General features: G+C 66.9%; 20 protein-coding genes. 6 read left to right on the forward strand and 14 right to left on the reverse strand.

The features are described 5' to 3' along the window. Window positions 1–31: 31 nt before the first annotated feature. Both HV793_RS20625 and HV793_RS20630 read left to right on the forward strand, forming a co-directional pair. Entirely contained in the window at window positions 32–310 is a 279-nt protein-coding gene (locus HV793_RS20625) for a DUF4212 domain-containing protein (protein ID WP_054450082.1), read from the forward strand. Then, entirely contained in the window at window positions 310–2400 is a 2091-nt protein-coding gene (locus HV793_RS20630) for a sodium:solute symporter family protein (RefSeq protein WP_175159458.1), read from the forward strand. The genes HV793_RS20625 and HV793_RS20630 overlap by 1 nt, the downstream gene beginning before the upstream one ends. On the opposite strand, the gene HV793_RS20635 is transcribed toward HV793_RS20630, so the two are convergent. Genes HV793_RS20635 through trxB form a run of 5 tightly spaced genes read right to left on the reverse strand, consistent with a single transcriptional unit; the run spans window position 2397 to window position 6110 of the window. Further along, window positions 2397–3488 (reverse strand): hypothetical protein, encoded by a 1092-nt coding sequence (locus HV793_RS20635; protein ID WP_244958684.1) that lies wholly within the window; start codon window positions 3486–3488, stop codon window positions 2397–2399. The two genes, HV793_RS20630 and HV793_RS20635, sit on opposite strands and share 4 nt — an antisense overlap. Before the next feature lie 37 nt (window positions 3489–3525). Continuing rightward, a complete protein-coding gene (locus HV793_RS20640) occupies window positions 3526–4173 on the reverse strand; it encodes a hypothetical protein (protein ID WP_175213869.1) in 648 nt (215 codons plus the stop codon). Further along, window positions 4170–4499 carry a DMT family transporter gene (locus HV793_RS20645; RefSeq protein WP_054450090.1) on the reverse strand — a complete coding sequence of 110 codons (330 nt, stop codon included), beginning with the start codon at window positions 4497–4499 and terminating at the stop codon, window positions 4170–4172. The genes HV793_RS20640 and HV793_RS20645 overlap by 4 nt, the downstream gene beginning before the upstream one ends. Further along, entirely contained in the window at window positions 4496–5164 is a 669-nt protein-coding gene (locus HV793_RS20650; protein WP_054450092.1) for a Smr/MutS family protein, read from the reverse strand. The genes HV793_RS20645 and HV793_RS20650 overlap by 4 nt, the downstream gene beginning before the upstream one ends. After that, window positions 5151–6110 carry a thioredoxin-disulfide reductase gene (gene trxB, locus HV793_RS20655; protein ID WP_054450094.1) on the reverse strand — a complete coding sequence of 320 codons (960 nt, stop codon included), beginning with the start codon at window positions 6108–6110 and terminating at the stop codon, window positions 5151–5153. Before trxB ends, HV793_RS20650 begins: the two co-directional genes overlap by 14 nt. Window positions 6111–6152: 42 nt before the next feature. On the opposite strand from trxB, the gene HV793_RS20660 reads away from it, so the two are divergent. Both HV793_RS20660 and lolA read left to right on the forward strand, forming a co-directional pair. Further along, entirely contained in the window at window positions 6153–8537 is a 2385-nt protein-coding gene (locus HV793_RS20660) for a DNA translocase FtsK (protein ID WP_119450774.1), read from the forward strand. Then, on the forward strand, window positions 8537–9160 hold the full coding sequence (lolA, locus tag HV793_RS20665) for an outer membrane lipoprotein chaperone LolA (RefSeq protein ID WP_054450098.1): 624 nt from the start codon (window positions 8537–8539) through the stop codon (window positions 9158–9160). Before HV793_RS20660 ends, lolA begins: the two co-directional genes overlap by 1 nt. A 43-nt stretch (window positions 9161–9203) precedes the next feature. Here lolA and HV793_RS20670 read toward each other — a convergent pair whose 3' ends face one another. The 9 genes from HV793_RS20670 to HV793_RS20710 form a co-directional block, all read right to left on the reverse strand. After that, window positions 9204–9617 carry a RidA family protein gene (locus HV793_RS20670; RefSeq protein ID WP_118931699.1) on the reverse strand — a complete coding sequence of 138 codons (414 nt, stop codon included), beginning with the start codon at window positions 9615–9617 and terminating at the stop codon, window positions 9204–9206. Between the two features lie 53 nt (window positions 9618–9670). Continuing rightward, window positions 9671–11125, reverse strand: coding sequence for an N-acyl-D-amino-acid deacylase family protein (locus HV793_RS20675; RefSeq protein ID WP_175159464.1), 1455 nt, complete (start codon window positions 11123–11125; stop codon window positions 9671–9673). A gap of 13 nt (window positions 11126–11138) precedes the next feature. Continuing rightward, window positions 11139–12011 (reverse strand): MurR/RpiR family transcriptional regulator, encoded by an 873-nt coding sequence (locus HV793_RS20680; protein WP_054450103.1) that lies wholly within the window; start codon window positions 12009–12011, stop codon window positions 11139–11141. Window positions 12012–12047: 36 nt separating this feature from the next. After that, complete coding sequence (locus tag HV793_RS20685; RefSeq protein WP_054450105.1) at window positions 12048–13049, reverse strand: ABC transporter ATP-binding protein; 1002 nt, start codon at window positions 13047–13049, stop codon at window positions 12048–12050. Next, a complete protein-coding gene (locus HV793_RS20690; protein ID WP_054450107.1) occupies window positions 13046–14053 on the reverse strand; it encodes an ABC transporter ATP-binding protein in 1008 nt (335 codons plus the stop codon). Before HV793_RS20690 ends, HV793_RS20685 begins: the two co-directional genes overlap by 4 nt. 2 nt (window positions 14054–14055) lie before the next feature. Continuing rightward, the gene (locus HV793_RS20695) at window positions 14056–14931 is read right to left on the reverse strand and encodes an ABC transporter permease (RefSeq protein WP_054450108.1); all 876 of its coding nucleotides are present in this window, start codon (window positions 14929–14931) and stop codon (window positions 14056–14058) included. A gap of 1 nt (window position 14932) precedes the next feature. Further along, window positions 14933–15874 (reverse strand): ABC transporter permease, encoded by a 942-nt coding sequence (locus tag HV793_RS20700; RefSeq protein WP_054450111.1) that lies wholly within the window; start codon window positions 15872–15874, stop codon window positions 14933–14935. Between the two features lie 139 nt (window positions 15875–16013). Continuing rightward, window positions 16014–17570, reverse strand: a complete 1557-nt coding sequence (locus HV793_RS20705; RefSeq protein WP_054450112.1) for an ABC transporter substrate-binding protein — start codon at window positions 17568–17570, stop codon at window positions 16014–16016. A gap of 118 nt (window positions 17571–17688) precedes the next feature. Next, a complete protein-coding gene (locus tag HV793_RS20710; RefSeq protein ID WP_175213870.1) occupies window positions 17689–18960 on the reverse strand; it encodes an amino acid deaminase in 1272 nt (423 codons plus the stop codon). 152 nt (window positions 18961–19112) lie between these two features. On the opposite strand from HV793_RS20710, the gene HV793_RS20715 reads away from it, so the two are divergent. Then, a complete protein-coding gene (locus HV793_RS20715) occupies window positions 19113–19904 on the forward strand; it encodes a deaminated glutathione amidase (RefSeq protein ID WP_082400636.1) in 792 nt (263 codons plus the stop codon). A 78-nt stretch (window positions 19905–19982) separates the two neighbouring features. Further along, complete coding sequence (locus HV793_RS20720; RefSeq protein WP_175213871.1) at window positions 19983–21323, forward strand: replication-associated recombination protein A; 1341 nt, start codon at window positions 19983–19985, stop codon at window positions 21321–21323. Window positions 21324–21346 lie beyond the last annotated feature (23 nt).

The raw sequence follows: 21346 nt of genomic DNA on the forward strand, positions 1-21346 counted from the left end.
GATAATCAGACAGGGTTCGCTCATCCCAGCTATGTCGGAATCGCGCCTTTCATCCTCGGCACCCGCCACGACTCCCTATTGGCGCCGCAACTTGTGGCTGATCCTGGTGTTGCTCGTCGCCTGGGCCGCGCTGACCTTCATTCCCGCTTTTTTTGCCCGCAGCCTGAACTTCGATTTCATCGGCTGGCCGTTCGCGTTCTGGATGGCGGCCTATGGCGCGCCGCTGGCCTACCTGGTCATCATCGGCATCTACGCCCGGATCATGAATCGCGCCGATGAGCGCTCCGACGACACGGGAGGGCACCGCTGATGCCGTTTTTCAGCGGAGACACGCCCCAGCAATTCAGAGTCCGGCTGCGCCGCATCTACGTGCTGTACACGGCGGGCTTCGCGTTGATGATCCTGTTGATGGCGCTGGCCGAGATCCTGGGCATGCCGCGCAACTGGATCGGCTATGTATTCCTGCTGGTCACGGTCAGCCTGTACGCCGGTATCGGCATCGTCTGCCGGACCTCGGATCAGGTCGAGTACTACGTGGCCGGCCGGCGGGTGCCGGCGATCTACAACGGCATGGCCACCGCCGCCGACTGGATGTCGGTGGCTTCCTTCATCGGGGTGGCCGGCACGCTCTACCTGACGGGCTACGGTGGGCTGGCCTACATCATGGGCTGGACCGGCGGCTACGTACTGGTGGCGATGCTGCTGGCGCCTTATCTGCGCCGCTTCGGCCAATACACCATCCCCGACTTCATGGGTGCGCGCTATGGCGGCAACATGCCGCGCCTGGCGGGCGTGGCCTGCGCCATACTCTGTTCCTTCACCTACCTGGTGGCGCAGATCTACGGCGTGGGCATCATCACCACGCGCATGACCGGCATTTCCTTCGAGCTCGGCATCTTCGTGGCGCTGGGCGGCATGCTGGTCTGTTCGTTCCTGGGCGGCATGCGCGCGGTCACCTGGACGCAGGTGGGGCAGTACATCATCCTGGTCATTGCCTATCTGGTGCCGGTGGTCTGGCTGTCCATCAAGCACACCAACATGCCCGTGCCGCAGTTGTCGGCCGGGGTGGTGCTGCAGCAGGTCACCGAAAAAGAAATCTACCTGCAGAACGACCCGTCCGAAATCGAGGTGCGCAGGCTTTGGCAGGAGCGCGCCGACGAAATGGGCCGCCGGATGGCGGCATTGCCAGAATCCTGGACACTGGAAAAGGACAAGCTGCGCAGCCGGCTGGCGCAGTTGACGGCGAACGATGCGCCCATGGTCGAGATCCGCTCGGCCGAACGCGAGCTGGCCGGCTATCCCCCCAGCGTGGAGGAGGCGCGTGTCGCATGGGCGCAGGCCAAGGCCGCCTTCGAGGCGCGGGCGGCGCCCGCCACACCGCATGCGGAACCGTTCCCGTCCAAGGATCCGGAAGAGCAGCGCAATATGCGCGTCAACTTCCTGGCGCTGGTGCTATGCCTGATGCTGGGCACCGCCGGCATGCCGCACATCCTGATGCGTTCATACACCACGCCTTCAGTCATCGAGGCGCGCAAATCGGTGTGCTGGTCGCTACTGTTCATCCTGCTGCTGTATTTCATGGCGCCGGCGCTGGCGCTGCTTGTGAAGTACGAGGTCTATACACAGGTGGTGGGGTCCAGCTTTCTCAGCCTGCCCAACTGGGTGCATGCCTGGAGCGCCGTCGACAGCAATCTGCTGGACGTGACCGACGTCAACCGCGACGGCATCGTGCAGTTGAGCGAAATCAGCATGGGCGCCGACGTGGTGGTGCTGGCCATGCCGGAAATCGGCGGGCTGCCCTACGTCATATCGGCCCTGGTGGCGGCGGGCGGGCTGGCTGCGGCGCTGTCCACCGCCGATGGCCTGTTGCTGACCCTGTCCAACTCCCTGTCGCACGACATGTGGTACCGCATGGTGTCGCCGCGCATGTCGGCGGCGCGCCGCGTGATGGTGTCCAAGATCCTGTTGCTGCTGGTGGCGTTCGGTGCGGCCTGGGTGGCGGCGCGCAAGCCGGCGGACATCCTGTTCATGGTGTCGGCCGCGTTTTCCTTCGCGGCTTCGTCGTTTTTCCCGGCGCTGGTCATGGGCGTGTTCTGGCGCCGGGCCAACAAATGGGGGGCGACGCTGGGCATGGCGGCGGGGCTTGCGGCGACGTTCGCCTACATGACGCACACGCATCCGTGGCTGCGCGAATGGGTGCTGGGCATTTCACGCACCCAGCCCGTGGACCTGTGGTGGGGCATCCAGCCGATCGCGGCGGGCGTGTTCGGCGCGCCGGTGGCATTCCTGACGATCATTGTGGTGTCCCTGCTGACGCCGCCTCCCGACCGGGCCACGCTGGCGCTGGTGGACTACCTGCGGCATCCGGGCGCACCCAAACCGCAGGGCGAACGCGCCTAAGACGCTGCGCAGGCGTCGGCCTTCCGGTTTTCCGGATCGACGCAGGAAGCCCATGCCGCCGCGGGCATCGTTTGCAGCAGGGTATAGGTCTGGCCGGGCGCCCATAGCCATTGCACGCCGCCCGGCGTCTGGCCGGCGGCCTCCCAGACCCGTTTGCGTTGCGCGCTGGTCATGGGGAACTGTCCATCGTCGCCGCTTTTGCCTTTTGCCAGCACCTGGGCGGGGTCCCGCTTGGCGTCATAGATGCTGGCCATGCCTGCGGCGGTCTGCTTGGGTTGCACGATGGTCCAGTCGTAGTTGTACGAATCCAGCGCTGGCGCTTTCCAGGCCGGACCGGGCAACACTAGTACGGCATAGTGGCCCGGACTTTCGCGGTAGGGCAGTCCCAGAACGGCGGGCTCGTCCGCCCACGCCGTCCGCTGGCGCAAGTAGCGCTGCGCCCTGCGGCCCCGAGCGTCATACGTCACGACTTCGAACGCGTCTTCGGATCTGTCTTGATAGGAAATCGTGCGCAACAGCCGGCCCGCCGCGTCATGCACGTAGCGGGCCATGGGCCGGGAGCGCGCCGAGCAATCGTTGGCGCCCAGCTCGGCCAGCCAGCCGTGGGCGTCGTAGCGCAGGCAGTAGCGCGCCGGCCGGTTGCGGCGGCCGTCCCATGCGCGCGAGCGCTCCTCGTAGCCAGTCAGCCGACCGGCGGCGTCATAGTAGAAGCGTGTTTCAGCGTCTGGCGGGGGCAGCTCGGCCTTGCCCGATGCGCGGGTTTCGTGGACTGCGTTGGCACTGTAACGGGCGATGCCGCACAAATGCTGGCGGCCGTCGGGGGCGCTTTCCCAGCGCAGCATCGTGACGCCGATGCGGGCGTGCGGCGCGGCGGCGTAGACGGACCAGTCCACCTGTTCGGCCCAGATGGCGGGGGAGGCGCGTCCGTCCGTGTCTATGGCGACGCCAGGCAGCCATGACCGGATGCGCGAGCCGTCCAACGCCAGCAAGGTATTCGTGTCGTCCAGGGAAATGTCCATCACCCTGGTGTGGCGCTGCGCGGACGCCGCCAGTGGCTCGCAGAGCGCGCTGGCCAGCCCCGGCGCCATGGAAAGTGCCGTCAGCGCAAGCAGACGCAGAGAGCAATCAAAGCGCGGCATTGTGCAGGTAGGCGATCAGCCCCCAGAGTTCGCTGCTGACGCCGCCCAGGCGCAAGGCGTTGTCGCGGGTGTCCATCAGCAGGAAGGGGTAGGCGTTGCGTTCCAGCTTGCCCGGAGGAGGTAGTCGGTAAGGCTTGAAGTGCTCGCCCGACAGCAGGTAGGTATTGGTCATGTCGCCGACATCCACATGCAGGTACCAGACGGTCAACTCCGCGACGTTCAGGGCAGCATCCGCTTCCGGATACAGGCCGCCCTGGCCGGCGGGGATGGCGCTGTCCAGCACGGCCATGAGCACGGCGCGCGGGCCAGGCTTCGGAAAGTTTGCGCCTTCACTGCCGCGCTGCGTGAACGCCTGGCGGATGAATCCCGCGCCGCGTGAGCCGGGCACCACCGTGCGGGCGAACATCGCCTCCAACTGGGCTTGCGACAAGGGGCCGGGCGTAGCGGACAATTGGTCCAGGTCCTGCTTGAAAGCGCTCAGCCAGGTTCGGTAGCGCACGAGCTCAGCCGCGCGGTTGAACTCCTGGGCCCAGGCATTGCCGGCCGGCAGCAAGCCCAGACAGCCCAGGCACAGCCAGGCCGCCAGCCAGCGGCGGATCCGGGAACTCGCCGTGGACCCGTCGCGGGGCTTCAATGCGAAACGGATTTCGAGAACACGTTCATCACCACCACGCCGGCGATGATGAGGCCGATGCCGATGAGCGCGGGCGTGTCCAGGTGCTGCTTGAACAGCACCGCGCCCACGATGGATATCAGCACGATACCCACGCCGGACCAGATGGCGTAGGCGATGCCCACCGGGATCTCGCGCAGGGTCAGCGACAGGAAGTAGAACGAGATCAGATAGCCGAACACCGTCACGATGGACGGCGCCAGGCGGGTGAAGCCTTCGGACCCCTTGAGCGCGCTGGTCGCGAAGATCTCGGCGATGATCGCTATGCCCAGATAGAGCCACTTCATTTGCGCGTTCCTTCGGCTTGTCGCAGCAGCACCAGCAGGGCGCCCGCGCCGCCTTCGCGCTCGGGCGCCTCGGAAAACGCCAGCACCTCGTTTTTCTGCACCAGCCAGGTGCGGGCCTTGTCCTTGAGCACCGGTTCCAGCCCCTGTGAGCCATAGCCCTTGCCGTGCACGATGCGCACGCAACGGATGCCGTGCTCCTGGCATTCGTCCAGGAACGACAGCAGGGCGTGGCGGGCCTGTTCCACCCGCAGACCATGCAGGTCCAGTTCGGCGCCTGCGCGCCATTGGCCGCGGCGCAGGTTGCGCGCGGTGTCGGGCGCGGCGTCGCTGCGTACGAAGGCGGTGCCGCCTTCGGACAGCAGATGCGTGATTTCGCCGCCGTCTGAGACGCCGGCGTCGGCGCGCGTGGGCGTTTCGCCCAGCGCGTTGGCGCGGCGCAGCGCGGGCGCAGGCTGTGCCACGGGCTTGTGCTCCACCCGGGCGGCCTGCTTGATGGGCGTGACCGACTGCATCGTGCGCTTGAACGCCGCCATGTCGTCCACGGGGGCGGTGTCGGCTTTTTTCAGCACCGCCACCCGCTGGGCCAGGGCGGCGCGTTCGCGCTCGGCCTGCAGGTCTTTCTTCAGGCGTTTCAGGTCGGCCAGGCCGACCTTACTGCCCCGCATTCTCCAGCCACCGTTGTGCGTCCAGCGCGGCCATGCAGCCGGTGCCGGCGCTGGTAATGGCCTGGCGGTAGACGTGGTCCTGCACGTCGCCGGCCGCGAACACGCCCGGGACCGAGGTCATCGTGGCCATGCCGGACAGGCCGCTCTTGGTGACGATGTAGCCGTCCTTCATTTCCAGTTGGCCCTGGAAGATTTCGGTGTTGGGCTGGTGGCCGATGGCGATGAAGGCGCCGGTGGCCGCCATGTCTTCGGTGACGCCGGTGTCGACGTGGCGCACGCGCACGCCGGTGACGCCGCTGTCGTCGCCCAGCACTTCTTCCAGGGTATGGAACAGCTTGAGTTCCATGTTGCCGTTCTCGACCTTGCTCATGAGCTTGTCGACCAGGATGGGCTCGGCGCGGAACTTGTCGCGGCGATGGATCAGGGTGACCTTGCGGCAGATGTTCGACAGGTACAGCGCTTCTTCCACGGCGGTATTGCCGCCGCCGACGACGACGACGTCCTGGTTGCGGTAGAAGAAGCCGTCGCAGGTGGCGCAGCCGGACACGCCGCGGCCCATGAAGGCCTCTTCAGACGGCAGGCCGAGGTACTTGGCCGAGGCGCCGGTGGCGATGATGAGGGCGTCGCAGGTGTAGATCTTGCCGGTGTCGCCCGTGAGGGTGAACGGGCGCTTGGACACATCGACCTTGGCAATGTGGTCGAAGATCATTTCGGTGTTGAAACGTTCGGCGTGCTTCTGGAAGCGCTGCATCAGGTCCGGACCCTGCACGCCATCGGCGTCGGCCGGCCAATTGTCGACGTCCGTGGTGGTCATGAGCTGGCCGCCTTGGGCCAGACCTGTAACAAGAACAGGGCTCAGATTGGCGCGTGCCGCATAGACGGCCGCCGTGTAACCGGCAGGGCCGGAACCGAGTATCAAAACTTTAGCGTGCGTAGGCGTGGACATGGGCGGGTATCTTTAGGTTAACGCCCAATTATAATGAGCCGCATGCCGCGTATCTCGACTGCTTCTCCGCGCGCCTCGCGCAATACCCGTAACGGGCCTTCCCCCCTGCAGACGCGCTTGTCCGCTCTGCTGCGCGAAGCCCGCTGGATCCTCTTCGCCGCCCTGGCGGCCTGGCTGACGCTGGTGCTGGCCACCTGGAATGCGGCCGACCCTGGCTGGTCGCATTCCGTCCCCGCCGGCGCCATCCACAACAAGGGCGGGACCCTGGGCGCCTATCTGGCGGACATCCTGCTCTATCTGTTCGGCTTTTCCGCCTGGTGGTGGGTAATTTTGCTGCTGCACCGGGTGCGCGCGGGCTACCGCCGCCTGGCCAGCCATCTTCGCGTTACCAATAGTAAGCAGCCGGAAGTGTTGCCCCGCGTCCACTGGGAAGAGGGCATCGGTTTCTTTCTGCTGCTGGTGGGGTCGCTGGGCATGGAAGCCCTGCGCCTGGCCAGCCGCGGCACGCATCTGCCCGGCGCCTCCGAGAACACCAGCGGCGCCGGCGGCGTGATCGGCCAGACGCTGGCCGACCTGATCGGCCGCAGCATCGGTTTCACTGGCAGCACGCTGGCCTTTCTGGTCATGCTGGCCATCGGCCTGAGCCTGTTCTTCTCGTTTTCCTGGCTGTCCATCGCCGAACGCGTGGGCTCGTGGCTGGAGGGCCTGGTGCGTCGCGTGCGCGACTCCTACGCCGCCCGCGAAGACCGCAAGGTCGGCGAGGTCGCCAAGGCCGTGCGCACCGAACAGGTCGTGGCCAAGCAGGAAAAGCTGGTCCACGAGCAGCCGGTGCGGATCGAACCCGCCATTACCGTGGTGCCCAAGTCCGAACGCGTTGAAAAGGAAAAGCAGCAATCGCTGTTCTTCGCGCCCTCGGGCGGCGCCGAAGGCGATCTGCCCGCGATCAGCCTGCTGGATCCACCCCTGGCCAACCAGGAAACGGTGTCGGCCGAAACCATTGAATTCACTTCGCGCCTGATCGAAAAGAAGCTGGCCGACTTTGGCGTGTCGGTCACCGTGGTGGCGGCGCAGGCCGGCCCGGTCATCACGCGCTACGAAATCGAGCCCGCCACGGGCGTGAAGGGCAGCCAGATCGTCAACCTGGCCAAGGACCTGGCGCGCGCGCTCAGCCTGGTCAGCATCCGGGTGGTGGAAACCATTCCGGGCAAGAACCTGATGGGCCTGGAACTGCCCAACCCGCGCCGCCAGATGGTGCGCCTGTCCGAGATCCTGGGTTCGCAGACCTACCACGCCAGCCATTCCGTCGTGACGATGGCGCTGGGCAAGGACATCGCCGGCAATCCGGTGGTGGCCGACCTGGCCAAGATGCCCCACCTGCTGGTGGCGGGCACGACCGGTTCGGGCAAGTCCGTGGGGATCAACGCCATGATCCTGTCGCTGCTGTACAAGGCGGACGCGTCCCACACCCGGCTGATCCTGATCGATCCGAAGATGCTCGAAATGAGCGTCTACGAAGGCATTCCGCATCTGCTGGCGCCGGTGGTCACCGACATGCGCCAGGCCTCCAACGCACTGAACTGGTGCGTGGGCGAAATGGAAAAGCGCTACCGCCTGATGAGCAAGATGGGCGTGCGCAACCTGGCGGGCTACAACACCAAGATCCGCGACGCCATCAAGCGTGAGGAACCCATTCCGAATCCGTTCTCGCTGACGCCGGACGCGCCGGAGCCGCTGTCGCCGCTGCCCACCATCGTGGTGGTCATCGACGAACTCGCCGACCTGATGATGGTGGTGGGCAAGAAGATCGAAGAGCTGATCGCCCGCCTGGCGCAGAAGGCGCGCGCCGCCGGCATCCACCTCATCCTGGCCACGCAGCGTCCCAGCGTCGACGTCATCACCGGCCTGATCAAGGCCAACATCCCGACGCGCATCGCGTTCCAGGTGTCGTCCAAGATCGACTCGCGCACCATTCTGGATCAGATGGGCGCCGAAACCCTGCTGGGCCAGGGCGACATGCTTTACATGCCGCCGGGCACCGGCCTGCCGGTACGCGTGCACGGCGCGTTCTGCAGCGATGACGAAGTGCACCGCGTGGTGGAAAGCCTCAAGGCGCAGGGCGAACCCAACTACATCGAAGGCCTGCTGGAAGGCGGCCTGGACGGGGATGCGGGCGAAGGCGCCAGCAGCGTCACCGGCATCGGCGGCGACGCCGAATCCGACCCGATGTACGACCAGGCTTGCGAAGTGGTGCTCAAGCACCGCCGCGCGTCCATTTCGCTGGTGCAGCGCCACCTGCGCATTGGTTACAACCGTGCGGCCCGGTTACTGGAGCAGATGGAGCAATCGGGTATGGTGTCGGCGATGCAGTCCAATGGCAACCGCGAGATCCTGGTTCCCGCAGCCGCCGCCGCCCGAGAGGAAGCTTGATGAAGATGTTCCGCCGACTGGCCGCCGTGGCGGCCCTGAGCCTGGCGCCCGCCATGGTGTTTGCCGCCAGCGCGCAGGAGCAGCTGCGCGCTTTCGTGGCCACGGTGACCTCGGCCACCGGCTCGTTCTCGCAGTACACGGTGAACAATCAGGGCCGCACGCAGCCCGCCCAGACCGGCGTGTTCTCGTTCCAGCGTCCCGGCAAGTTCAAGTGGGCGGTGCAGAAGCCCTATGAGCAACTGGTGATCTCGGATGGCCGCCAGGTATTCCAGTTCGATCCGGACCTGGCCCAGGTCACCGAACGCAAGGTCGATGCCGCCATCGGCACCTCGCCCGCCGCCATCCTGTTCGGCTCGGGGTCGCTGGAGCAGTCGTTCGACGTTTCGGCCCTGCCGTCCAAGGATGGGATCGATTGGCTGCGGGCCAAGCCGCGCACCGCCGATGCGGGCTTTTCGCGCGTGGACATCGGCATGAAGGACAACCTGCCGGTGCGCGTGGAGCTGCTGGATTCATTTGGCCAGACCACCCGCGTGGATCTGTCCGGCATCGCAGCCAACCCACAGCTGCCGGCCAAGGAATTCCAGTTTGTCGCGCCCAAGGGTGTTGATGTCGTGAAGATGTGAAAAAAGCCTGGCAACGCCAGGCTTTTTCTTGTGTGGTGTCCGCTTAGGGACGCTTATACGCGATGCAGTCGACCTCGACCTTGGCGTCGACCACCAGCGACGACTGCACGCAGGCCCGCGCCGGCGGGTTCTCGCCGAAGTATTCCTTGAACACCTTGTTGAACGACGCGAAGTCGCGCGCGTCGTCCAGCCACACGCCGCAGCGCACGACGTGTTCGGGACCGTAGCCGGCTTCCTTCAGGATGGCCAGCACCTGCTGGATGGCCTTGTGCGATTGGGTCACGATGCCGCCTTCGACGACTTCGCCGTTGTCCATCGGCACCTGGCCGGACACGTGCAGCCAGCCGTCGGCCGCGACCGCGCGGGCAAATGGCATGTGCGAGCCGCCCTGGCCCGTGCCGCCGGCGACGCCGTAGCGGGTGATGCCGTTGCTGTCGGCGGTGGGAGCATTGCTCATGGTTCTCTCCTTGAAATGAATGGCCGGTTTTGCGCCGGGATTTCGCCCGTTGCTTACTGGAAGTTCTTGCGCAGGTCGCCGCTGCGCGGCAGCCAGCGGCCGGCGCGGTCGCCGGTGGCCTCGCCCTGGCGATAGGACAGGGCGCCATTGACCCACACCGCCTCGATGCCAGCGGCAGTCTGCACCGGCGCGGCGAAGGTGGCGCGGTCGATGACCGTGGCCGGATCGAACAGCACCAGGTCCGCGTGGTAGCCCTCGCGCACCAATCCGCGCTCGGCCAGGCCGAAGCGGGCGGCGGACAGGCCCGTCATCTTGTGCACGGCCTCCGTCAGCGGGAACAGCCCCACGTCGCGGCTGTAGTGGCCGAGCACGCGCGGGAATGCGCCCCAGAGCCGGGGGTGAGGCATGGGATCGTTGGGCAGGCCGTCGGAGCCCACCATGGTGAGCCGGTGCGACAGCACGCGGCGCACGTCGTCTTCATGCATGTTGTGGTACACGGCGCCGGCCGGCTGCAGGCGCGCGGCCGTTTCGAGCAGGCTCAGGCCCCAGTCGGAGGCAATGTCGGCCAGCTTGCGGCGGGCCTGCTCCGGATGCGGCACGGACCAGGTGATGTCGATGTCGAACTCGTCCGTGACCTGCTTCAGGTCCAGGGTCGAGGAGCTGGCGGAGTAGGGGTAGCAGTCGCAGCCCACGTGTTGCAGGCGGCCGGCGGTCTCGAGCGCGGACAGCACTTCTTTGGTGCGGCCCCAGTTGCCGGCGCCGGCGCATTTCAGGTGCGACACCACCACCGGCACGCGGGCATGCTGGCCGATGTCGAAGGCTTCCTGCATGGCCTCCAGGATGGCGGCGAACTCCGAGCGCAGGTGGGTGGTGTAGAGCGCGCCGAATTCATCCAGCGCCTCGGCAAGCAGCTTGACCTCTTCGGTGTCCGCGTCGAACGCGGAGGCATAGGCCAGGCCGGTGCTCAGGCCGATGGCGCCATGGGCCAGCGCGTCGCGCAGCTGCTCGCGCATGGCCAGCACTTCCTCGCGAGTGGCGGCGCGGTCGAGCCGGTCCATGTGGTTGCTGCGCAGGGCGGTGTGGCCGACCAGCGCGGCCACGTTCACGGCGGGGCGCGCGGCCTCGATGGCGCGGGTGTAGTCCGCGAAGGTGGGGTAGCTGAAGTCCGCGCGGGCGCCCAGCAGGTTCATCGGGTCCGGCGGTTCGCCGCGCAGGGCCACGGGCGACGCGCTGATGCCGCAATTGCCCACCACCACGGTGGTCACGCCCTGGGACAGCTTGGGCAGCATGTCCGGCGTGCGGATGACGTTGGTGTCGTCATGCGTGTGCACGTCGATGAAACCCGGGGCCAGCGCCAGGCGGGTGCCATCGATGATCTTGCGCGCCGCCGCGCCGGGCAGGTCGCCGATGGCCGCGATGCGGCCGTCGGCCAGCGCCACGCTGGCGCGGTAGGCGGGTTCGCCGGTGCCGTCCAGGACCAGCACATTGCCTATGAGGGTGTCGTACATCTTGTGTTCCAGTTCAATCGCCCAGCGGCAGGCGGTTTGGACCGCCGCGGTGTTCGTCCAGCGCCAGCTTGATGCGGCGCAGGCGCTCCCGGTTTTCTTCCTGGTTCAGCATGGCCAGTTCGGTCGAGAGCAGGTCTATGGCCAGCATCATCGCGTAGCGCGATGCCGAGGGCTTGTAGATGAAGTCGGTTTCGTCGGTGCGGATGGGCAGCACCACGTCGGCCAGTTCAGCCAGGGCGGAGGTGGCGTCGGTGATGGCGACGATGCGCGCCTGGTACTGCTTGACGATGCGGGCCGCGCCCACGATTTCCGGCGTGAGGCCCGAGGCCGACAGGATCAGCACCGCGTCGCGTTCGTCCAGCGTGGCCGCGACCATGCGCAGCAGCACCGCATCGCTGTACACGGCAATGGGATAGCCCAGGCGAACCAGGCGCGACTGCACTTCCTGCGCCAGCACGGCCGACGCGCCGCCCATGCCGAAGACATAGATCATGCGCGCGCCGTCGACAATGCCGGCGGCCGCCTCGAACAGTTGCTCGGTGAAGTTGGGCAGGTGGGCGCGCAGCGTGCTTTCGATGTCGGCGTAGATGCGGGCGTAGAAGGTGCTTTCCTCGGTTGGCGCGCTGGGGTCCAGGAAGCGGCTGCCCACTGTGCTGGCCTGGGCCAGCTTGAGCTTCAGGTCGCGGGTGTCGTCGCAGCCGACCGTGCGCGCGAAGCGCGAGATGGTTGCGATGCTGACGCCGGCCTTGGCCGCCAGCTGGTCGACGGTGGCGCTGGCGCCCCAGATGATGTCGTCCAGGATGGCGTCGGCGACCTTGCGTTCGGTCACGCTCAGCGAGTCCCGCCGACTGCGTATCTGGAAGACGATGTCGCGGATGATGTTCATGTGGGCTTCCTGGATCTGTTCTGGACTGGGCGGTTATCAGGCGGCCAGCTCGGCGTCGCCGATGCGCGAACACGCCACATAGTGGCCCGGGCCGACATTGGCGGCCTGCGCCTCGGTGGTTGCGCAGCTTTCGATGGCGTAGGGGCAGCGGGTGCGGAACACGCAGCCGGAAGGCGGGTTGACCGGGCTGGGGATGTCGCCCTTCAACAGGATACGCGAGCGCGGCGCGCGCGGGTCCGGCACCGGCGCGGCGGACAGCAGCGCGCGGGTATAGGGATGGCGGGGGCGGGCGTAGACCTCACTGGTCGGGCCGCGTTCCATGACACGGCCCAGGTACATCACCACGACCTCGTCGCACAGGTAGTCCACCACCGCCAGGTCGTGGGCCACGAACAGCATGGTCAGGCCCAGGTCGCGCTGCAGGTCCTGCAGCAGGTTCAGCACCTGCGCCTGCACCGACACGTCCAGCGCGGACACCGGCTCGTCGGCCACGATGAAATCGGGCTCGACTGCCAGCGCGCGGGCGATGCCGATGCGCTGGCGCTGGCCGCCGGAGAACTCGTGCGGATAGCGGCGGCTGTGGTCGGCGTTCAGGCCCACGCGTTCCAGCAGCTCGCCGATGCGGGCCATGCGGCGGTTCTGGGCAAGCCGGTGGGTGTCCAGCGCTTCGCCCAGGATCTCGGCCACCGTCATGCGGGGGTTGAGGCTGGCGTAGGGATCCTGGAACACGATCTGCATGCGGCGGCGCCAGGGCAGCATCTGCTTTTCGGACAGCTTGGTGATGTCCTGGCCGTCGAACAGGATGCGGCCGGCGGTGGGCGCGAACAGGCGCAGCAGGGCGCGGCCGGTGGTGGTCTTGCCCGAGCCGGATTCGCCGACCAGGCCGACGATGGTGTTGCGCGGCACGTCGAAGCTGACGCCGTCCACGGCCTTCACGACCGGCGCATGGCGCGCCTGCGAGGTGGGGAAGTGGACCTTCAGGTCCTGGATCCGCACCAGCGGCTCCTCGGCGCGGATGGGAATGGGGCTACTCGTCATATCGGATTCACCTTGATGCAGCGCGCGCGGTGGTCGGTCTGCACCGGCATGAGTTCGGGCACGGCGGCGCGGCAGTCGTCGGCGGCCAGCGGGCAGCGCGGCGCGAAGGTACAGCCGGCCGGCAGCGACAGCACGCTGGGCACGTTGCCCGGGATGGCGCGCAGCCGTTCGCCGGAGGCCAGCAGGGCGGCCGTGGGGATGCAGGACAGCAGGCCGCGGGTGTAGGGGTGCGTGGGCTTTTCGAACAGGTCGTAGACGCCGGCGTCCTCGACCACGCGGCCCGCGTACATGACCGCCACGCGATGCGCGATCTCGGCCACTACGCCCAGGTTGTGCGTGATGAACAGGATGCTCATGTTCATCTCGGCCTGCAGCCGGCGCAGCAGGTCCAGGATCTGCGCCTGCACGGTCACGTCCAGCGCGGTGGTCGGCTCGTCCGCGATCAGCACGGCGGGGTTGCACGCCAGGGCCAGCGCGATCATCACGCGCTGGCGCATGCCGCCCGACATCTGGTGCGGGTACTCGTTGATGCGCCGCTCGGCCGCCGGGATTTCGACGCGTTCCAGCATTTCACGGGCGCGCCGCATGGCCGCGTCGCGGGAGCCGCCCTCGTGCTGCAGCACGGCTTCGGCGATCTGGTCGCCCACCGTGTACAGCGGATTCAGGCTGGTCATGGGCTCCTGGAAGATCATGGCGATTTCGGCGCCGCGGATCTTGCGCAGGGTGGCGGGCGAGGCCTGGGCCAGGTCGTGCTGCGCGCCCTGGCGGTCGCGGAACAGGATCTTGCCGGCCTCGATGCGACCCGCCGGCTTGGGCAGCAGGCCCATGATGGACAGGCTGGTCACGGACTTGCCGGAGCCGGACTCGCCGACGATGGCCAGCGTTTCGCCGCGGGCCAGGTCGAAGGTAACGCCGTCCACGGATTTGGCGATGCCGTCGCGGCTGTGGAACCAGGTCTTCAACCCTTCCACGGAAAGCACGACGTCTCGGGTGCTTGCGGTCATGATTACAGCTCCTTGCGCAGGCGCGGATCGAGGACGTCGCGCAGGCCGTCGCCGACCAGTTGCAGCGACAGCACGGACAGGACGATGGCGATGCCGGGGAAGATCATGATCCAGTCGGCCGAGCCCATGTACTGCTGGCCGGCGTTGATCATGGTGCCCCAGGTGGGGATGTCGGGCGACACGCCCACGCCCAGGAACGACAGGCCGGCTTCGGCCAGGATCGCGTAGGCGAAGATGAACGTGCCCTGCACCAGGATGGGCGACACCAGGTTGCGCAGCACGTGCACGGTGACGATGCGCCAGGTGGGCACGCCCAGCGCGCGGGCGGCTTCGACGAAGGGCAGTTCGCGGATCACCAGGGTCGAGGCGCGCACGATGCGCGCCAGGCGCGGCGTGTAGACGATGCCCAGCGCGATCACCACGTTGACCAGCGACGGCCCCAGCGCGGCCACCAGCGAGATCGCCAGCAGGATGTCGGGAAAGGCCATCATGGCGTCGATCAGGCGCGACACGAACTTGTCCGCCGTGCGGAAGAAGCCCGCGATCAGGCCCAGCGCGATGCCCAGGATGCTGGACACGATCACGACGGAGAAGCCCACCATCAGCGACAGGCGGCCGCCGTGGATGACGCGGCTGAACACGTCGCGGCCGAAGTCGTCGGTGCCGAACCAGTGCGCGGCGCCCGGCGCCTTCAACCGGTTCATGATGGACAGCTTGAACGGATCGTAGGGGCTGATCCAGGGCGCCAGCAGCGCAGCCAGGACCAGCACGACGATCACGATCAGGCTGATCAGCACGGTCTTGCGCGACACCAGCAGGCGCAGGACCTGCCAGCGGTCGGCGCCCGCGCCGGAATTAGCGGTAGTTGCGATAGCCATATCAGTAGCGGACCCGGGGATCGACCAGCAGGTACAGCAGATCGATGAAGAGATTGATCAGGACGTAGATGGCCGCGATGATCAGCAGCGCGCCCTGGATGACGGGGTAGTCGCGGCGCAGCACGGCCGACACCACCAGGCTGCCCACGCCGGGCAGGCCGAACACGGTTTCGGTCACGACCGCGCCGCTGATCAGCAGCGCCGTGGTCAGGCCCAGCACTGTCAGGATCGGGATCAGCGCATTGCGCACGGCGTGCTTCAGGATCACCTTGCTTTCGGGCAGGCCCTTGGCGCGCGCGGTGCGCACATAGTCGTCGCGCAGCACGTCCAGCATGCTGGCGCGGATGAAGCGGGTGATCAGCGCCGAGTTCACCAGGCCCAGCACCACCGCAGGCAGGATCAGGTGCGACAGCCGGGTCATGAGCGAGGCGTCGGGCCCGCCGTAGCCGGCCACGGGCAGCCAGCCCAGCTTGACCGAGAACACCTGCATCAGCAGCAGCCCGAGCCAGAAGCTGGGCACGCTGGAGGTGAACATCGAGAACGACAGTACCGACTGGTCCAGCGTGGTGCCGCGTTTGACCGCGGACAGTATCCCCACCGGCAGCGCGATGGCGCTGGCGATCAGCAGCGACATGAGCGTCAGCAGGATGGTGGGTTCGGCGCGGTCGGCCAAGGCCGACAGCACCGGCTTGTTCATGAAGATGGATTGGCCCAGGTCGCCTTGGGCCAGCTTGCCCAGCCACGAAACGTACTGCACGGCCATCGGCTGGTCCAGCCCGAGCTGGGTGCGCAGGGCGGCGATGTCCTGCTGGCTGGCCTGCGGACCCAGCATCACGGCGGCGGGATCGCCTGGCGTGACGCGGATGATCACGAACACGATGGTCGCGACGATGAACATCACGGCCACCAGCCCGACCAGCCGGTTTAAGAGATAACGCAACACGATGGATGTCCTAAAAAAGCGTCGTATCGTGGGGAGGGGCGGCGCGCTTGTTGGAAGGGCGCGCTCCGCGGGTCATGCATTGATGCGTGGAGCGCGGCAGGAGGTCTTGTGTGCGCCTTTGCCCTGCCGCGCTACGCCATTACTTGGACTTCCAGGCGTTCCAGAAGTAGGGCCACGGCACGGCCTTGGTGCCTTGCAGCGACGGCGAGCGCGCGGCCTGGGCGTTGAAGTCGCCGACCTTGATGAAGGGCACTTCGTCGTACACGGCCTGCTGCACATCGGCCCAGCGCTTGATGCGCTCTTCCTGGTTGCTGGCCTGGTTGAAGGCGTCCAGCGCCTGGTTGCGGCGGGGGGTGTCCCACCAGCCCGGCGCGTCCTTGGACGGGAAGTCGATCAGGGCGGGTTCAGGCAGGAAGGGGCTGTGCGTGATGAAGACGTCCCACAGGGCCGGGTCCTGGCGGCGCTGCGTCAGCGTGGCCCAGTCCACCACCTGCATGTCCACGGTGAAGCCCGCGGCCTTCAGGTATTCGGCGGCGACCAGCGCCATCTTGTAGTGGAACTCGTACTGCTGGCTGGTCAGGATGCGGATCTTGCGGTCCTGCACGTTGGCGCCATCCACCAGCTTCTTGGCGCCGGCGGCGTCGCCCTTGTTGTAGACCTTGCCGCCCAGGGACGTGGCCCAGGGATAGCCCTCGGGATACAGGTCGCCGTTGAGCTTGTAGAAGTTCTTGTCGCCGAAGGCGGCGTACAGCATGTCTTCTTCGTTCAGCGCCAGCTGCACGGCCTGGCGGACCGCCAGGTTCGACATGATGCCTTGCTTGGTATTGAGCACCAGGCGCGGCCAGCCGAAGGGCTTGAGCATGACGGGGTCGGAGCGGCCGTTCTTGAGCTTGGGCAGCGATTCCACCGGCAGCGAGTCGACGTAGTCGAACTGGCCTGCCACCGCGCTTTCGACGCGGGTGTTGGCGTTGCTGACCGGTACGAAGCGGATCTCGTCCAGGTACTGCTTGCGCGCGCCGCCAAAGCCGTCAGGCTCGCCTTCGCGCTGCTTGTAGCCTTCGAAGCGGACCAGCTGGATGTACTGGTCGGGCACGCGCGCCTTCAGTTGGTAGGGGCCGGTGCCGACGAATTCGGTCAGGGCCGGAGCGATCTTGCCCTTGGGCATGATGACGGCGGCGCTGTTGTTCATGGCCAGCAGCGCGGTCAGGGGCGCATAGGGCTGCTTGAGCGTGATGCGGATGGTGTTGGCGTCCGGCGCTTCCATGCCGGTGATGATCTTGGCGGCCATCTTGCCGCGCGTGGCGGTCTCGGTCCAGCGCTTGAGCGAGGCCAGCACGTCGGACGAATCCATCTTGGATCCGTCATGGAAGGTGATGCCCTGGCGCAGCGGGATCGTGTAGGTCAGCCCGTCGGCGGAGACTTCCGGCAGCTTGTCGGCCAGGAGCGGGGTCAGGTTCCACTTGCCGTCGAAGGTGTACAGCGTTTCGAAGAAGTGCTGGGTCAGGATGCCCACCAGGTCGGCGGTGCTGGTCATCGGATCCAGCGTGGGCGGCTCGCCTATGGTGGCAACCGAAATCGTGCCTCCCTTGATCGGCGTGGCACAGAGGGCGGGGGTCGACAATGCGGTCAAGCCAATTGCGCCGGCCAGCAGCAGGCTATTGAGCCCACCGCCTCGCCGGGAGGTACGGAAGTTCATGATTCTCTCTCCAGAGGGTCAAAAACGGGTTTTGCTTGTAGTAATTAGAGGTTTGCGCCGGAATCCCGCGATTCCCCCTGCCCGCTGGGTACCGGCGCGGTGCGGCGGGCAGGGCCGTTCAGAAGAAGGTTTCGGCCACGTCGGTGACGCGGTATTGCTCGTCCACCAGCAGCACCTGGCGCCACTTGTCGAAGGTCAGGCACGGGTGGGAAATATCGAAGGCGATCATGTCGCCGACCTGGATGTCGTCGCCTGCGCCGATCTGCATGAAGGCGTGCTGGTCCATCATCGCGCTCAGCTTCCAGTGGCCGGGAGCCTGGCCGGGCGCGGCGTCACGGCCGGGGCGGTACAGCGCGGCGGGCGTGGGCAGGCCGGCGTCGAAGGCGGCGTCGCGCTTGCCCATGGCGACGATGGCGCGGCCCGGTTCGGGCAGAGACTGCACGTAGGCCCAGACCTGCAAGGCCGGCTGCAGGCCGGGTTCCATCTTTTGCGCGACCGGATTGTGGGCGTTGATGCGCTCGGCGGCCGAGCGGTAGATGCCGACGTCGTGCGACAGGTAGCAGCCGGGGCGCAGCACGATTTCCAGCGGCGCGCCGATGTCCAGTTGCGAGAATTCCTCGGCCACCACGTCGAACCAGGCGGAGCCGGCGCCAGAGATCAGGGCGGGGCCGTTCTTGCGCAGGCGGCCGGCGGCGGCGAGGCCGCGCAGGGCGTCGGCGGCGCGGCGCAGGAAGGCGCGGATGGCGTCTTCTTCCTGCAGCACGCCTTCGTAGACTTCGATGCCGGCCAGGGCCAGGCCGGGCCATTTGCCGATTTCGTCGACCAGCGCCCGCAATTGGACGTCGTCGCGCACGCCGGTGCGGCCACCCTGCGGGCCCAGCTCGATCAGCACCGGCAGGGTCAGGCCCTGTTCGCCGAAGTAGGCGCCCAGCTGGGCCGCGTTGGCCGGGGAGTCCACTATGCAGAAAAAGGTGAAGGCCGGGTCGCGCAGCACGTGCGCGATGATGGCCATGTTGGCGCGGCCCACCAGCTGGTTGGCCATCAGGATCCGGCGCACGCCGTGCTGGTAGGCGGCCCGGACCTGCGGGGCGGTTGCCAGCGTGATGCCCCAGGCGCCGCCTGCGATCTGGCGCTGGAACAGCGCCGGGCTCATGGTGGTCTTGCCATGGGGCGCAAGCTTGACCTTGTACGCTTCCATGAAGCGCTGCATCCATTGCAGGTTGTGGCGCACGCGGGCTTCGTACAGCACCGCCACGGGCAGGCTGACGTCCTCATTGAGCAGGTTCCAGTTCAGCGCCGCCACGCCGACGGTGGTACAGGATTCCGGAAAGGCGCCCAGGCCTTTGCCGTTCACGTCCAGGGGGGCTGCGGGGAAGGAGGAGTTCGTCATGGGGCGCCTGCTATGGAAAATATTTACGTCAAACCTGGTTTTTTTCATTATCGTGAAAAGAATTTACAAGCGGGAGTTAGGAGTTTCCCGTAGTCGGCGCTGGCCGGCGGTTGGCGCGACAATAGGAAAAACCTCCGACACAAGGAAGCGTCATGCTGAAAGTTGCTTTGGGCCAGTTCGCCGTCAGCCGCGTCTGGGAAGAAAACGCCCAGGTCTGCATAGACTTGATGGAGCGCGCCCGCGCCGGCGGCGCCGGCCTGCTGGTCTTGCCCGAAGGCATCCTGGCCCGCGACATCACCGATCCGCAGATCGTCCTGAAGGCTGCCCAGCCGCTGGACGGTCCCTTCATGAGCCGCCTGCTGGAAGCCAGCCGCGGCTCGCAGTTGGCGACCATGATGTGCGTGCATGTGCCGACCGGGGAAGGGCGGGTCTGGAACACGCTGGTGACGCTGCAAGACGGCAAGATCCTGTCGCAATACCGCAAGCTGCACCTGTACGACGCCTTCAACATGAAGGAATCCACCAACGTCACGCCCGGCGTCGACATCCCGCCGCTGCTGGACATCGGCGGCCTGCGCGTGGGCCTGATGACCTGCTACGACGTGCGCTTCCCCGAACTGGCGCGGCGCCTGGCGCTGGACGGCGCCGACCTGCTGGTGCTGCCGGCGGCCTGGGTTCGCGGCCCGTTGAAGGAAATGCACTGGGAAGTGCTGGTCACGGCGCGCGCGCTGGAAAATACCTGCTATGTGGCTGCCACCGGCGAATGCGGCGAACGCAACATCGGCTGCAGCATGGTGGTGGATCCGCTTGGTGTGGTGACGGCACGGGCGGGCGAAGCCCCGGCTCTGGTTTTCGCCGATATCGACCCCGAACGCCTGGCCCATGCCCGCAAGGTATTGCCGGTGCTGGCGAACCGGCGCTTCGCGCCGCCGGGACTGGCCTAGGACCGCTAAGGGAGGCAGGCCCGCGCCATGGTGTAATGCTGGCTTGAATTACTTGCTGTCTCCCCTCATCTTCTGCCAATGAGCAACGATCTCTTCGCGGCCGATCCTGCGCATCGGCCCTATGTGCCCCTGGCCGAGCGGCTGCGCCCGCGGACCCTGTCCGACGTGGTCGGACAGTCGCATCTGCTGGGGCCCGACAAGCCCCTGCGCGTCGCCTTCGACTCGGGCCGGCCGCATTCCATGATCTTCTGGGGGCCGCCAGGCGTGGGCAAGACCACGCTGGCGCGCCTGATGGCGGACGGCTTCGACGCGCAGTTCATCGCCATCTCGGCGGTGCTGGGCGGGGTCAAGGACATCCGCGACGCGGTCACCGTGGCGCAGGTGGCGCAGGGCCAGGGACGACGCACCATCCTCTTCGTCGACGAGGTGCACCGCTTCAACAAGGCGCAGCAGGATGCCTTCCTGCCCTATGTGGAAAGCGGGCTGTTCACCTTCATCGGCGCCACCACCGAAAACCCCTCGTTCGAGGTCAATTCGGCGCTGTTGTCGCGGGCGCGGGTGTACGTGCTGCAATCGCTTACCGCCGAGGAGCTGCAACAGCTGGTCGACCGCGCCGTGGAGGCCCTGAACGACGGGCTGGAAGAGGGCGAGCGCATCCATGTCGAGGCCGACGCGCGCGAACAGCTGGCGGCCTGGGCCGACGGCGATGCGCGCCGCCTGATCAGCGCGGTCGAAGTGGTGGCTGAATCGGCGCAGGCCGCCGGCCGCGATACGGTGGACGCGGCCTGGCTGGAGATCTCGCTGTCGCAGAACCTGCGCCGCTTCGACAAGGGCGGCGACGCGTTCTACGACCAGATCAGCGCACTGCACAAGTCGGTGCGCGGCTCCAACCCAGACGCCGCGCTGTACTGGTTCTGCCGCATGATCGACGGCGGCGCCGATCCCAAATACCTGTCGCGCCGGCTGGTGCGCATGGCGGTGGAAGACATCGGCCTGGCCGATCCCCGCGCCACCGACCTGGCCGTGAACGGCGCCGACATCTATGAACGCCTGGGCTCGCCGGAAGGCGAACTGGCGCTGGCGCAGGCGGTGGTCTACATGGCCTGCGCGGCCAAGTCGAACGCCGTCTACAACGCCTACAACCAGGCGCGCAAGTTCGCGGCCGAGCACGGCAGCGCGCCGGTGCCGATCCACCTGCGCAATGCGCCCACCAAATTGATGAAGCAGCTGGGCCATGGCAAGGCCTACCGCTACGCGCACGACGAGCCGCACGGCTACGCCGCCGCCGAGCAATATTTCCCCGATGGACTCAATCCCTCCTTCTATCGGCCGACCGATCGCGGCCTGGAGGCTAAAATCCAGCAAAAGCTGGCATTCCTGCGCGAGCTGGACGCACAGGAACGCGCCAAGAAACGGTAACGGGCGCCGCCCGTTGCTTCACG

This window comes from Achromobacter aegrifaciens, assembly GCF_902859965.1.
Taxonomy (GTDB): domain Bacteria; phylum Pseudomonadota; class Gammaproteobacteria; order Burkholderiales; family Burkholderiaceae_B; genus Achromobacter; species Achromobacter aegrifaciens.